Source organism: Segniliparus rugosus ATCC BAA-974 (assembly GCF_000185725.2).
Taxonomy (GTDB): Bacteria; Actinomycetota; Actinomycetes; order Mycobacteriales; family Mycobacteriaceae; genus Segniliparus; species Segniliparus rugosus.
Genome location: NZ_KI391954.1, coordinates 764,016 through 777,882, shown reverse-complemented (window position 1 = coordinate 777,882; position 13,867 = coordinate 764,016). Strand labels below are relative to the sequence as shown.

At 67.4% G+C, this 13,867-nt stretch carries 11 protein-coding genes; 8 read left to right on the top strand and 3 right to left on the bottom strand.

What is annotated here, in order from left to right:
* Positions 1 to 80 precede the first annotated feature (80 nt).
* The 8 genes from HMPREF9336_RS13540 (at position 81) to HMPREF9336_RS13505 (ending at position 10,575) form a co-directional block, all read left to right on the top strand.
* The gene (locus tag HMPREF9336_RS13540) at positions 81 to 1,382 is read left to right on the top strand and encodes an MFS transporter (RefSeq protein WP_007467937.1); all 1,302 of its coding nucleotides are present in this window, start codon (positions 81 to 83) and stop codon (positions 1,380 to 1,382) included.
* Between the two features lie 45 nt (positions 1,383 to 1,427).
* Complete coding sequence (locus HMPREF9336_RS13535; RefSeq protein ID WP_007467934.1) at positions 1,428 to 2,405, top strand: ABC transporter permease; 978 nt, start codon at positions 1,428 to 1,430, stop codon at positions 2,403 to 2,405.
* Positions 2,402 to 3,286 carry an ABC transporter permease gene (locus HMPREF9336_RS13530; protein ID WP_007467932.1) on the top strand — a complete coding sequence of 295 codons (885 nt, stop codon included), beginning with the start codon at positions 2,402 to 2,404 and terminating at the stop codon, positions 3,284 to 3,286. The genes HMPREF9336_RS13535 and HMPREF9336_RS13530 overlap by 4 nt, the downstream gene beginning before the upstream one ends.
* Positions 3,283 to 5,139: an ABC transporter ATP-binding protein gene (locus HMPREF9336_RS13525; protein WP_007467931.1), complete on the top strand. Its 1,857-nt coding sequence runs from the start codon at positions 3,283 to 3,285 to the stop codon at positions 5,137 to 5,139. The genes HMPREF9336_RS13530 and HMPREF9336_RS13525 overlap by 4 nt, the downstream gene beginning before the upstream one ends.
* Positions 5,136 to 6,818, top strand: a complete 1,683-nt coding sequence (locus tag HMPREF9336_RS13520) for an ABC transporter family substrate-binding protein (RefSeq protein ID WP_021030695.1) — start codon at positions 5,136 to 5,138, stop codon at positions 6,816 to 6,818. Before HMPREF9336_RS13525 ends, HMPREF9336_RS13520 begins: the two co-directional genes overlap by 4 nt.
* 113 nt (positions 6,819 to 6,931) lie before the next feature.
* Positions 6,932 to 8,185, top strand: coding sequence for an HNH endonuclease signature motif containing protein (locus HMPREF9336_RS17620; protein WP_007467926.1), 1,254 nt, complete (start codon positions 6,932 to 6,934; stop codon positions 8,183 to 8,185).
* Between the two features lie 141 nt (positions 8,186 to 8,326).
* Positions 8,327 to 9,976, top strand: coding sequence for an ABC transporter family substrate-binding protein (locus HMPREF9336_RS13510; protein WP_007467924.1), 1,650 nt, complete (start codon positions 8,327 to 8,329; stop codon positions 9,974 to 9,976).
* Positions 9,977 to 10,086: 110 nt separating this feature from the next.
* A complete protein-coding gene (locus HMPREF9336_RS13505) occupies positions 10,087 to 10,575 on the top strand; it encodes a Dps family protein (RefSeq protein ID WP_007467922.1) in 489 nt (162 codons plus the stop codon).
* Here the strand turns inward: HMPREF9336_RS13505 and HMPREF9336_RS13500 are convergent.
* From HMPREF9336_RS13500 to HMPREF9336_RS13490, 3 genes are read right to left on the bottom strand one after another with little or no spacing between them, the layout of a single operon-like run.
* Positions 10,563 to 11,807 (bottom strand): MFS transporter, encoded by a 1,245-nt coding sequence (locus HMPREF9336_RS13500; protein ID WP_040585620.1) that lies wholly within the window; start codon positions 11,805 to 11,807, stop codon positions 10,563 to 10,565. The genes HMPREF9336_RS13505 and HMPREF9336_RS13500 overlap by 13 nt on opposite strands.
* 48 nt (positions 11,808 to 11,855) lie before the next feature.
* Positions 11,856 to 12,815, bottom strand: coding sequence for a hypothetical protein (locus tag HMPREF9336_RS13495; RefSeq protein WP_040585618.1), 960 nt, complete (start codon positions 12,813 to 12,815; stop codon positions 11,856 to 11,858).
* A 28-nt stretch (positions 12,816 to 12,843) separates the two neighbouring features.
* Positions 12,844 to 13,866, bottom strand: coding sequence for a YdcF family protein (locus tag HMPREF9336_RS13490; protein WP_021030693.1), 1,023 nt, complete (start codon positions 13,864 to 13,866; stop codon positions 12,844 to 12,846).
* Position 13,867: the final 1 nt, after the last annotated feature.

Sequence of the window (13,867 nt, the reverse complement as noted above, 5' to 3'; positions counted from 1 at the left end):
GCCGCCGGGCCGGCCGCCGTTTTCGATCTCACGAATCGAGACCCTTCCCAGGGTATCCCCGATCCCGTACGGTGCGGCGGATGACCACCGTCGCGAGCGCACCGGCAGAGCCAGAGGCCGCCGCCGGAAATGAGCGCCAGACCCCCACGTTCCGGCAGGCCCTCGCAGTGGCGGTCACCGCGGGGCTCGGCTACGGCTTCGACTCCTACGCGGTGAACATCTACGGGCTCGTGCTGCCCAAGATCCAAGAGACGCTCCACATCACCTCGGCCCAAGCCGGGTACATCGGCTCTATCTTCCTGGTCGGGTACACCATCGGCACCATCGGGTTCGGCCTCGCCTCGGACCGCTGGGGGCGCAAAGCCACCCTCGGAGCCTCGATCCTGCTCTACGGCGTGACCACCGCCCTCGCCGGGCTCACCACGAACCTCGCCGCGTTCACCGGACTCCGGTTCTTGACCGGGGTCGGCGGCGCGGGCGAGCTCGCCGTCGGAGCCCCGTACACCGCGGAGGTGTGGCCAGCGAAAACCCGTGCCATCGGCGTCGGCGGGGTGATCTTCTCGCTCTTCTCCCTCGGCTACGTCCTCGCCGCGACGGTCGCGCTCCTGCTCGTGCCGCGTTTCGGCTGGCAGTCCGTGTTCGTCGTCGCGATCGTCCCCGCAACGCTCCTGTTCCTCGCCAGGCAGGGCATCGTGGAGTCGCACCGCCACGTCGAAGTCCAGGCCACACTCCGCCGAGGAGCGGCCAAGCCGAAACTCCGCCAGCTCCCCGTGGTGCGGCGCAGGCTCGTCGTTGGCTGGCTCGTCTACACCGCCAACGCCATCGGCTACTGGGGGATGACGCTGTTCTTGACCACGTACATCGTGAAGAAGTTCCACGCCGCGCCGACCGACGCGATCCGCTACGCGCTGTGGTTCTTCCTCTTGCAGGCGGTGTTCGTGTTCGTCGGGACCGCGCTGGCCGACTGGATCGGCAGGCGGCCCTCCGCGATCCTCGGAGCCGCCGTCGAGATCATCTCCACCGTCCTTGGAGCCACCTCTGACTCCCTCGCCGAGTACCTCCCGTTCGGCGCGGTCTCCATCGCCGCGCTCGGCTGGCTCTGGGGCGTCGGGGACACCTACATCGCCGAGCTGTTCCCCACCGTGCTGCGCGGCACAGGGTTCGGCCTCGCGGTCGGCGGCGGGCGGGTCGCGTCGATCGCCGCGCCGGCCGTCGTCGGCTGGGCCATCGGGCAGTACGGCCCGCAACCGCCCTACCTGGCGCTTGGCGGGCTCTGGGCGCTGACGGTGGTCGGCTACCTCCTCGGACCGGAGACCAAAGGGGCGGAGCTGGACGACCTCGCCGAAGCCGCACTCCCAGAAGAGGCCGCGCATGCGCCGTGATCTAAGCGCGCGGCTCTCAGCCTCATATGCCACACTGTCCCCACTATGCTGTTCTTCTTAGGGAAACGGCTGGCGGGAGCCATTGTCCTACTCTTTCTCGCGACGTTCTTGACGTTCGTGCTGGCCTCGGAGACCTTCGACCCGATGGCCGCGTACAAGCAGCGCAATCCCCCGCCGCCCGCTGCGGCCATCCAGGCGAAAGAGCATGAGCTGCGCCTGGACAAGCCGGTGCTGGAGCGATACGCGCTCTGGCTCGGCGATATTTCGCGCGGGAGTTTCGGCAACACCATCACCGACACCCCGGTGGCCCCCGAGCTCGGGCACCGGGTCGGGGTGACCTTGCGCCTCGTGCTCCTCGGCGCGCTGATCGGCACCTTCTTCGGAGTATTGCTCGGGGTGCTCTCCGCTGTGCGGCAATACAAATTCACCGACCGGGCCACCACGTTCGCCGCGTTCGTCGTCCTCTCCGCGCCCACCTTTCTCGTGGCGACGATCTTCAAGCTCCTCGCGCTGAAGGCCAACTCGGTCGTCGGGGAGCAGGTGTTCCTCTACACCGGCGAGCAGTCGGCCATCCCGCCAGAAGGCTTCTGGGCCGGATTCGCCGATTCGGGCCAGCACCTCGTCCTGCCGACCCTCACGCTCGCGGTGATCGAAGCCGCGATGTTCAGCCGCTATCAGCGCAACGCGATGCTCGACGTGCTTGGCAGCGATTTCTTGCGCACCGCGCGGGCGAAGGGGCTCACGAAAACGAGGGCACTGTTCAAGCACGGGCTTCGGACCGCGCTCATCCCGATGACCACGCTCTTCGCCTTCGGCTTCGGCGGGCTCATCGCCGGAGCCACCTTCACCGAGCGAGTGTTCGGCTGGAACGGCGTCGGCAGCTGGCTCATCGACGGCATCGGACGGCAGGACACGAACATCGTCACCGCCATCACCTTCTTCGCCGCCGTGGTCATCCTCCTCGCGGGGCTGGTCGCCGATATCGCGCAGGGTGTCCTCGACCCGAGAGTGCGGGTGTCATGAGCGATCCCACGCCGCCCGGCAAGCCGGTCACCAGGGCCAGGCTCGTCGCGAGCCGTTTCGCGGCGAACCGCCTCGCGGTGGCGGGTCTGGGGGTTTTGGCCCTGCTCTACCTCGTCGCTTTCCTGGTCCCGCCTTTCCTGTCGTGGGACTACCAAGTCATCGACTACGGCCACGCGCTCGAAGCCCCCGGCGCGCGACATTGGTTCGGCACGAACTCGATCGGCCAGGACGTGCTCGCGCAGACCCTGCGCGGCCTGCAGAAATCGCTCACCATCGGCCTCTTGGTCGCAGTCCTCGCCTCGGTCATCGCCGCTGTCGTCGGCTCGGTCGCGGGCTATTTCGGCGGCTGGGCGGAACGGGCGATCAGCTGGGGCGTGGACCTTTTGCTCGTCCTGCCCAGCTTTCTCATCATCGCCATCGCGAGCCCGTTGTTCCTCGGGCGCAGCTGGCTCTTTTTAGTGCTGTTGCTCGCGCTGTTCAGCTGGATGCTCTCCGCTCGGGTCGTGCGCGCTTTGACGATCAGCCTCAAGCAGCGCGAGTTCGTGATCGCCGCCCAATACATGGGGGCTTCCCCCGCCAAGGTCATCTTCTCGCACATCCTGCCGAACGTCGCCTCGTTCCTCATCATCGACACCACGCTCACCGTCGGAGCCGCGATCCTCACCGAGACCGGGCTCTCCTTCTTCGGCTTCGGCGTGCAGCCCCCGGACATCTCGCTCGGCACGCTCATCGCGGAAGGCAGCTTCGCCGCGCTGCCCTTCCCGTGGCTCTTCGTCTTCGCGGGCGGCGCGCTGGTCGTCACGGTGCTCGCGGCGAACTTCGCGGGCGACGGCCTCCGGGACGCGTTCGACCCCGGCGCGCAGATCGGAGCGCAACAATGACGCTTCTCGAGGTCGAGGACCTCACCGTCGTCATCGGCCAGACCGCCGTGGTCCGGGGGGTGAGCTTCGCCGTCGACGCGGGCGAGGCGGTCGCCGTGGTCGGCGAGTCGGGCTCGGGCAAATCCGTCACCGCGCTCTCGGTGCTCGGCCTCTTGCCGGACGCGGCGAAGGTGACCGGGTCGATCCGGTTCGACGGCGAGGAGCTGGTCGGGCAGTCCGACAAGCAGCTGGCGAAGATCCGGGGCGCGGGCGTCAGCATGGTCTTCCAGGACCCGCTCTCCTCGCTCACCCCCGTCTACACCGTTGGCGACCAGATCGCCGAGGCGCTGCTCGTGCACGCTGGCCGGAACGGCCGCCCGCACCTCTCGAAGCAGCAGGCGCGGGAGCGGGCGGCGGAACTGCTCGACCTGGTCGGCGTGCCGGATCCCCGGCAGCGGGCCAAATCCTTCCCCCACCAGCTCTCCGGAGGGCAGCGCCAGCGCGTCATGATCGCGATGGCGATAGCGAACGACCCGAAGCTGATCATCGCCGACGAGCCGACCACCGCGCTCGACGTCACCGTGCAGGCGAAGATCCTGCGCCTGTTGCGCACCGCGCAAGAGATCACCGGGGCCGCGGTCGTCCTCATCACCCACGACCTCGGCGTGGTCGCGGAGTTCGCCGACCGCGCCCTGGTCATGTACGCGGGGCGGGTGGTGGAGTCCGCGCCGCTCGAACCGCTCTTCGCCGGGCCCCGCATGCCCTACACCCTTGGCTTGCTCGGCGCGGTGCCCAGGATCGACGCCCCCATCGGCACCCGGCTGGTGCCCGTCCCCGGCACCCCGCCCCTGCCCTCCGCCCTGCCGCCCGGTTGCTCCTTCGCCCCGCGCTGTCCGATGAAGATCGACCGCTGCGACGAGGCCGAACCGCCGCTCCAGCAGGTCGCGCAGAGGCACGCGGCTGCATGCGTCCGCTCCGGCGAGCTCGCCGGGGCCGACGCGGCAGGCGTGTACCAGGTGCCGTCGCGCAACGAGCCGCCGGCGCGGCCCGCCGACCCCGCCGTCGTGGTGTCCGTCGAGGACTTGCGGCGGACCTACCCGGTCACGAAGGGGCTCGTGTTCAAACGAAAAGTGGGCGAGGTGAACGCCGTCGCGGGCGTCAGCTTCCAAGTTCGCGAGGGCGAGGCGCTCGGGCTTGTCGGCGAGTCCGGCTGCGGCAAAACCACCACGATCATGGAGATCATGGCTTTACAAGCCCCGCAGTCCGGGCGGATCGAAATCCTCGGCCAGGACGTCGCGGCGCTTTCCCCCCACGAGCACCGCGAACTGCGCAAGCACATCCAGATCGTCTTCCAGGACTCCATGGCGGCTTTGGACCCCCGGCTGCCCGCCGCCGACATCCTCGCCGAACCGCTCCGCCTGTTCGGCATGCCCGAGGAGCAGCGCCATACGCGCGTCTTGGAACTGCTCGACTTGGTGGGCCTGCGCCCTGGGCATTTGGGCCGCTTCCCGGCGCAGTTCTCCGGCGGGCAGCGCCAACGGCTCTGCATTGCCCGCGCGTTGGCGCTTGAGCCGAAAATCCTGGTGCTCGACGAGCCGGTCTCCGCTCTCGATGTCTCCATCCAGGCCGGGGTCTTGAACCTGCTTTCGGACCTGCGCGCCGAACTCGGACTCTCCTACCTGTTCGTCTCGCACGACCTCGCGCTCGTGAAGCAAGTCTGCGACCACGTCGCGGTGATGCGGGCGGGCGAGATCGTGGAGGCCGGGCCGGTTGCAGAGGTCTACGCCGATCCTCAGCACGAGTACACCCGCGAGCTGATGTCCTCGGTCCCGGTCCCCGACCCTGCGGCGGCGCGGGCGAGGAGGGAGTCATGAGACCGTTGGACCGCCGCGCTGTGCTGCTCGGCCTCGCGGGCCTGCCCGTCCTCGCCTCCTGCGGCCTGGAGCTGACCAGGCCGCAGCAAAGCGACGATCCGACCCGTCGCGCCGACCCCGCCACGTTGCGCCAGGGCGGAGTCCTGCGTTGGCCGCTGGACGAGTTCCCCGTGAACTACAACTACAACCAGGCGGACATGAATGCCTATACCGCGACTGTCGCGGGCGCGCTCATGCCGACCAGCTATACGTCCGACCCGCGCGGCAATCTCCGCGTGAACACCGACTACTTCAGCGCGATCACGCTCGTCCCCGGCGAGCCGCAAACAGTCGTCTACACCATCGACCCCCGAGCCCGTTGGTCCGACGGAACCCCGCTCACCTGGGAAGACCTTCAGGCGCAATGGCTGGCGTTGAGCGGGAAGAACCCCGACTACCAGCTCGTCTCCACCACCGGCTACCGGGATATCGCCGCTGTCGAGCGCGGCGCGGACGAGCGACAGGCTGTCGTGACTTTCCTGCGGAACTACGCCGACTGGCGCAGCCTGTTCTCGTATCTGTACCCCAAGTCCACGAACATCGACCCCGAAGCCTTCAACAAAGGGTGGATCCTGAACCTATCCGGCTTCGTCAACGAACCGATCACCTCGGGGCCGTTCAAGATCGGCTCGTTCGACGTTGGGCAAAAACGCCTCAACCTGGTCCCCGATCCGAACTGGTGGGGGGCCAAACCGAGGCTCGACAGCATCGTCTTCCTCGAGCTCGCCCCGGACGCGCAAATCGGAGCCTTGCAGAACGGCGAAATCGACTTCGCCTCGCTCGGCTCGTCCGCCCCGAATCTCGCCATCGCCGAGAACACCCGGGGGGTGGACATCCGCACGGGTCCGAATCAATTCCTCGGCAACCTCACCTTCAACGGGAAACCAGGAGGCATCTGCGCGGACGTGCGCCTGCGACGCGCCGTGGCCATGGGGATCGACCGGGACCGCCTCGCGAGCACGCTGCTCGGGGCTACCGTCGCAAAACCAGAGGCTTCGTACAACCTCGTCTTCATCAAGGGGGTCGAAGGCTACGAGGACCATCGTGCCGCGCTGCCGTACGACCCGGAGGCCGCGAAAGCGGAGCTTGATCGAATCGGCTGGACGCAGCAGGGCCCGTTCCGGGCGAAAGACGGCAGACCGCTGTCGCTGCGTCTGATCATCCCGGCGCAGACGCCTTCCTCCACGAACAATGCGAAGGTCTTGCAGCAGATGCTTGCGGAGATCGGGGTGAGCCTCAAGATCGTGCCCGTGTCCAGCACAGGATTCTTCCGCGACTATATCAACGTCGGCGATTTCGACCTCACTCTTTTCAGTTGGGGCCACACCGCGTATCCCACCGATATCGGCTCTATTTACGGCCTCTACCGAAAAGCGGACGGCACGATCGACCCGCAGCAGAACTACGGGCAGATCGGCAGCCCCGAGATCAACGATTTGATCGCGCAGATGCAGCAGGAGCTCGACGAGGAGAAAATGCGCTCGATCGGCAACCAGATCGACGTCGAGATCGCCAAGATCGCGCACTCTCTCTCCCTCTTCCAAGCTCCTGCGAACACTGCCGCGCGGACCGAGCTGCGCAATTTCGGCCCGGTCGGGGTCGGGAATGTCGACTACGCAGCCATCGGCTACGCGCGGTGACGCGCGAACGGTCGCGACCACCCGCTCCCCTTAGTCCCTGAAAGAGGATTTTTCTTTCTCTTTTTCTAATTTTTTCCTTGTGATGCGAGGCATTTCCTGCTAAAATCGAACGTATGATCAACACGACGGGGATCGTGTCGGAGGAGAGAATTAGGAGCCTCCGGGCGGAGTTGCGCGCGGGGTCGAAGGCGAGGTTCGCGGCGCTTGCGGAGATCGAGCGCGCGGAGGCTGTGTTGTTGTCGTTGAAGGCGGAGGCCGTTGTCTCTGTCGCGGAGGACGTGGCGCAGCGGAAGGCCGTGGAGGAGCGTCAGGCCGGGAAGGGGATTTTCTCCTTTTCGACTCGTGAGGCGGCGCTTCTCGAACTCGCCCCGGCGTTGGGGGTCTCGTCCGGGGAGGCGAAGGCGATGCTGGTGTTCGCGGAGAACATGACCGAGCATTACCCGGAGTTCGGGGCCAAGCTCGCGAGGGGCGAGGTCACCGCGAAGACCGCCCGTTTGGTGGGCAAGTCGCTGAACGCCGCTCCCGCGGGGTGGCGGGAGAAGCTCGACGCCTGGTTGGCGGAGCGGGCTCCGCGTTGGCGTTTGTGCTCCCAGTCCAAAATCCAAGGATTGATCGAAGCCCAATACATCCGCTGGGACTCCGAATGGACGAAACAACGCCGCCAGAAGGCGCACGCCGAACGAGGCTTGTTCTTCCAACCCATTGGCGACGGCATGGCGAAAATCTGGGGTGCCATGCCCCTCATGGAAGCCGCGATGGTGAAAGACAAGCTCGACGCCACCGCCAGAACCGTCTGCCCCGGAGACCCCAGAGCCATGTGGACCCGCAGGGCCGACGCGCTCGCCGCCCTCGCCGGGCACGGAGACGACCACCTCGCCTGCGAATGCGGACGCGACACCTGCAAGGCGGCGCAACGACCCGCGCCCCAGGCCAAGCCCGTCGAACTCGTCGTGGACCTCGCCGTCCTCGCCAACCTCTCCGATTTACCGGCTTGGCTCAACGGATCACCCATCGACCCCGAACTGGCCCAGAAACTCGCGAAAGCCGCCACCCGGATCAAATTCACCACCACACCCGAGCGCTACAAACCCGCGCCAGCGGTCGAAACCCACGTCAACGCCCGCGACAAGCACTGTCGCTTCCCAGGCTGCCACCGCCGAGCGAGAACCGAACTCGACCATACGAACCCCTTCAACCACCACAACCCCAACACGGGCGGACAAACCGTCCCCCAAAATCTCAAAAGACTCTGCAAACACCACCACCAAGCCAAAACCCACGGACGATGGCGAGACACACAAAACCCCGACGGCACCATCACATGGACATCCCCCACCGGCCAGCACTACACCACCAACCCCGACTGAACCACGCCCACCAGCCACCACCTCCCCCGCGCCGCCCACTGGACCAGCTCAACCAGCCAGCGCCACGCCACGTTCACCCCAGCTCACACCTGGGATTCTGATTACTATCATCGGCATGGACGACCGGGCGGCCGATATCGCATGATCGCTCGCCGCTCGCTGCTCCTCGGACTCGCCAGCCTTCCCCTCGCCGCATCTTGCGGCTTGCCGCTCGTCAAACCCAAACAAGGCGACGACCCGTTGCGGGCGACGGATCCCGAGACGCTGCGACAGGGCGGCGTGTTCCGCTGGCCCGTGGACGATTTCCCGAAGAACTTCAACAGCCTCCAGGCCGATATGACCGGCTACACGAGAGACATCATGGCTCCGTGTCTGCCGACTCCGTTCCGGGCCGACCCGAGGGGCTCCCTCACCCGCCGCGCCGAGTACTTCACCGCAATCGACCTTGAGCCCGGCGAGCCGCAAACAGTCGTCTATACCATCAATCCCCGAGCCCGCTGGTCCGACGGAACGGCGATCACCTGGGAAGACCTGCACTGGCAGTGGCGGGCGCTCAGCGGCTCCGACCCGCGTTATTTCGTCGCCTCCACCACTGGCTACCGGGATATCGCAGCTGTCGACAAGGGCTCCGACGAGCGGCAAGCCGTGGTGTCCTTCGCGCGGCCCTACGCGGACTGGCGAAAGCTCTTCGGCCTCCTCTACCCAAGGACCACGAACGCCGACCCGGACTCGTTCAACAAGGGCTGGATCCTCGGCGCGGGCGGGCCCGGCCGACTCCCGGTGACGGCGGGGCCGTTCAAGGTCGGAGCCTACGACGAGGGGCAAGGGCGCATCGTCATGGTCCCCGACCCGAACTGGTGGGGCCGCAGGCCCCGGCTCGGCTCCCTCGTCTTCCTGAGCCTCCCGAAGGAGGCGCAGATCGGGGCGCTGCAGAACGGGGAAATCGACTACATGAACCTGCTCGCGGCCGCGCCCGCCCTCGCGGTCGCCGAACACACCAAGGGGATCGAAATCCGGCCAGGCCCCTCGTCGACCATCTCGCTGCTCGCCTTCTGCGGCAGGAACGGGAGCGTGTGCGCGGATATCGGCCTGCGCCGGGCTGTGGTGAAGGGGATCGACCGGGGCAAAATCGCGAGCACTTTGATCGGCTCGGTCGCCGCCGACCCGGCGGCCTCGTACAACCTGATGTTCCTGCGCAGCGCCGCAGGGTACGAAGACCACCGCGACGTGCTGCCCTACGATCCGCAGGCCGCGCGCGCGGAACTCGAAGCGCTCGGCTACCGGCGCCCTCGGATCCGTTTCGTCATCCCCGCGCAGAACGCCACCGGCGCGGATATCGGCAAAATCCTCCAGCAGATGCTCGCGGAGATCGGCATCGACCTCGTGATCGAGGCCGTGCCGAGCGCTGGTTTCTTCCGCGACCACATCAATGTCGGCGACTTCGACCTGACGACTTTTCGCACCGAGTGCACCCCGTACCCGTCCGACACCGCGCCCAACTACGGCCTGTACCGCACAGCGCGCGGGGAGCCCGATGTGCAGCAGAACTACGGCCAGATCGGCAGCGACAAGCTCAATGGGCTGCTCGACCGGATGCAAGCCGAGCTCGATCCGGAGCGGATGCGCCGGATCGCGAACGCGGCGGACCGGGAGATAGCGCAGATCGCGCACTCCCTCTCGCTCTTCGAAACCCCGTACAACTACGCGGTGCGCGAGACGGTCCGCAATTTCGGCGCGAGCGGGATCGGCGACACGGACTACGCCGCCATCGGCTACGCCTCGGCCAGGTGAGGACGAGGCGGTTAAGAGAAGGCTCACACCCCTAGCCACGCGGCCCTCAATAGGATAAAATGGAATCGTTCCAGATTAGGAGCCCCTAATTCACGAGAGGACCAGCCGCAATGCCCAAAACCAGCACCGCCAAAGTCATCACCAGCCCCCTGAGCGACGAGAACAAGAAGGTCACCGCGAACGCGCTGCAGAACGCGCTCGTCAACCTCATCGACCTCTCCCTCATCGGCAAGCAAGCGCACTGGAATGTCGTCGGCTCGAACTTCCGTTCCGTCCATTTGCAGCTCGACGAGCTGATCGACCTGGTCCGCGGTTTCTCGGACGACGTGGCCGAGCGGCTCTCGGCCATCGGCGCGAACGCGAACGGCCTGGCGAGCACCATCGTCTCGTCCGCGAAGACCAAAGGGTTCGCCACCGAATTCACTTCGACCGCTGACGTGGTCGGCGGAGTGGTGGACAACCTCAAGATCGTCATCGATGTCATCCGCGATGGCATCGGGGCCACCGAGGATTCGGATCCGGTCAGCCAGGACCTCCTCATCGCCGTCGCGGACGGCCTGGAGAAGCAGCACTGGATGTGGCAGGCTCAGGAAGCCTGAACCGTCTGCGCCTGCGGCTCGCGTGCGCCGTGCTCCAAGCGTCGAACCGACGGGAGGAGCAACGGCCACGCGGCCATCGCGCACCACACTGCGGCTCCGATCCACAGATAGCGCGAGAGCCCGACGAGATCGGCCAACGGCAGGGCCGCGACCTGGCCGAGCGGCATCGCGATCCACGAGCCCAACGCGTCGAAAGACGACACTCTCGACAGCTTCTCGGCGGGGACGTGCTCCTGCATGGACGTGTCCCAGGCGACGCCGAACACGCTGAACGCGATGCCGCCGACGAAGCTCGCGGCCATGAGCCAGCCGAGCGCGGAGCCCATCGCCATCGGGATCAGCGGCAAAGGGGTGGCCACGAGGCAGATCTGGCCAAGGCGCATGAGTTTCACGACGTGCAGCCGATAGAGCAAAAGGTTGCCGACCAGAAAGCCCACCGCCTCCGCGCCGAGCACCAATCCCCAGCCCTGCGGCCCGAAACTGTGCTCCGCGATGACCGGGCCGAGCACGCCCCAGACCCCGGCCTCCACGAAGACGAGCACGGCGAAGCCGACGACGATCGTCCAGATCCAGGTGTGTTTGCGGAATTCCTCGTAGCCCTCGCGCAGCTCGGCGAGCACGCCGACGCGCTGCTCCGAGTCGACCTTGGGAAGCCGCAACTGCGCGAGGCAATACGCCGCGACGAGATAGCATCCCGCGTCGACCGCGAGCGCCCAGCCCCCGCCCACAGTGACCACGAGGAGCCCCCCGAGGCTCGGTCCGAGGATCGTCGCCACTTGGCGGGTGGAGCCCAATAGCGCGTTCGCCTTCTTCACCTGGCCTTCTGGCGCGACCTGGCCGATCATGCCGTAGACGCCGGGACCGGTGAGCGCGGTGAGCGCGCCGTTGAGCGTTTCGGTCGCGATGATGGCGGCGAGGTCGAAGTTCCCGGTGACCAGCATCGCCGCCGCGACGCCCTGGGTCGCCGCCGCGCCGAGATGCCCGGCCATCACCACCTTGTCCCTCGGGTAGCGGTCCGAGAGCACGCCGCCGAAGAGGACGAAGAGGACCAACGCGAGGCTCCGCGCCCCGAGCACCAGGCCGAGGTCGCTGCTGTGGTGCGAGGCTTCGAGCACCGCGAAGGCGAGCGCGATCGGGGCCGCGTTGCTGCCGAAGAGCGAGGCCGAGCGCGCCGCGAAGAACCACCGGAACTTCGCGGACGACAATGGGCCCTGAGCACTCTCGACGCGCATGGCCGCTATTGTGCCCAAGGGAGCCCCGCCGCGCGAGCGGTTTTCGGCTCATTCGTACATGACGTACAGCGGGACGGGATCGAGGGCGAGCACGTCCTGCGGGGACATGAGCGTCTTGCCGGTCTGCACGTCCTCGTCGTAGAACAGTTTGAAGCCGGGGAGCACGTGGTCGGGCTTGGTCGCCATGAGCAGATCCCAGGTGTAGCGCTTGTCCGCCGGTGCGCCGATGCCGTCGACGGACTTCACGATGGCGACCCCGTCATGACGACGCAAGTCCTCCTCCGAGGCGACCACGGCCGGCGCGACCTGGTGGTAGACGAGGACTTTCTCGGGCAAATCGTTCTGGGCGACCAGGTCCGCGAGATACGCGGCGACCGCGTCGATGTCGCCGCCGGTGGTGGAGCCGAACTCGTCGCCCGGTTTTCCTTCGGTCACCGCCCATTCCGGATCGAGCGCGACCCCGACCTCCGGCTCGCGCAGGAAGCGCTCGTATGCCTTGACCTCGTCGAGGAACGAGGATCGCCCAGGCTGGATGTTCAAGAGCAACAGGCCCCGCACGCTGCGCGCGGCGGCGAGGTAGGCTGCGACGACGCTGTCCGAATGCCGAATCCGGAACATGCCGTCCGCGCCGGGCGAAGCCGTCGCCACAGTTGCGATGAGCTCGAGCGTCGGCATGGTCTGCGGGCCTTCGGGGACGGCGTACGGGGCGATCTGGTCGAGCATCCGCCGCGCGGACTCCGCCACGCTCGCCGGAAGCGATTCGGGGTCCAAGTCCCCGGTGAGCCTGCCCAACGCGGTCCCGCCCGGCGCTCCGCACCAGCCGACGAGCCGCGAGCCAGGGAACACCGCTCGCTGCTCGTTCGGCAAGAGCTTCGGCGCGGGGCTCTGCGGCGGGCGCGCGGGAGAGGCGCTGCCTTCCGTGCACGCGACGGCCGCGAAACCGAGCGCGGCGGTCAAAACGCTCCTGCGCGAGCTGCGACCAGCGCGCGGAGAAGGGAATGGGGGCATTCCCTCGATATTAGGCGTAAGACGCGTGTCACATGCCGGGGCGCACGACGCTGAAGCTGTCCCGGTAGATGGCGCGCAGCTCCCAGTCCTCCGGATCCGCCTCCTCGTCGTACGGCCCGTCCACGCTCGCCACCGAGGTGAGCGTGAACCCCGGTTCGAGGACTGGTTGCGCGGCGAGTTCGAACAGCGCGCTGGCGCGCCTCACGTGGTTCGCCGACGTGACGATCACGAGGTGCGCGGGCCGGAGCGAGCGCAGGATCTCCGCGCTGTTGAGCGCGTTCTGCACGGTGCTGGCCGAGTGGTCCTCCTTGTGGATCCGGCCCGGGTCCACGCCCTGCCCGACGAGCCAGTCCGCCATCGCGTCCGCCTCGGTCACCCCGTTCTGCGGTTTGCCGCCGGTGACGACGATCGGAGCCGCCGGATCCGCCTGCGCCACTTCGAGGGTCTTGCGCAACCGGTCGACCAGGACCTGCGGCATCGTCCCGTCCGGGTGCAGGCCCGCTCCGAGCGCCACGATCGTCGTCGACGCTCCCCGCAGCTCGCCCGGCCCCGGCACCTCTTCGGTCAGCTGCGTGCCCGCCTGCTGGCGGATCGCGTCGAGCATCCGGTCCACATCTGCTCCGCGAGCCGGGTCCACGGCTTCAAGCTGGCCCTTGTAGCGTTCCACGTCGTCCTCGTCGCCGAGGAAGGCGGACCAGCCCACGAGGTACATCAAGGCGACCGAGTCCTGCGGATTGACGCTGATCACGCCCCGGTAGTCCTGCACCGCCTGCGCCACGTCGTGCGCCCGGAGCGCGGCGGACGCGTCCGCGAAGAGCTTCCCCGCGCTCTGCGTCGCGCCGACCTGCTGCGCCTGCAGGCTCGAGCAGTCGGACGCGGTTTCCTCGTCGTCGGAATCATCGTCGTCGCGGTGCTCCGAGGCCACGTCGGCGCAGGTCGGATCGACGCCTCGCGAAGGGTCGGCGAGCGCCGCTCCGACGGCTCCGAACTGCGGCAGCAGCGCCAAAGCGCAGGCGATCAAGGGCGACAGGCGCCCGCCATATGAAGCCAAC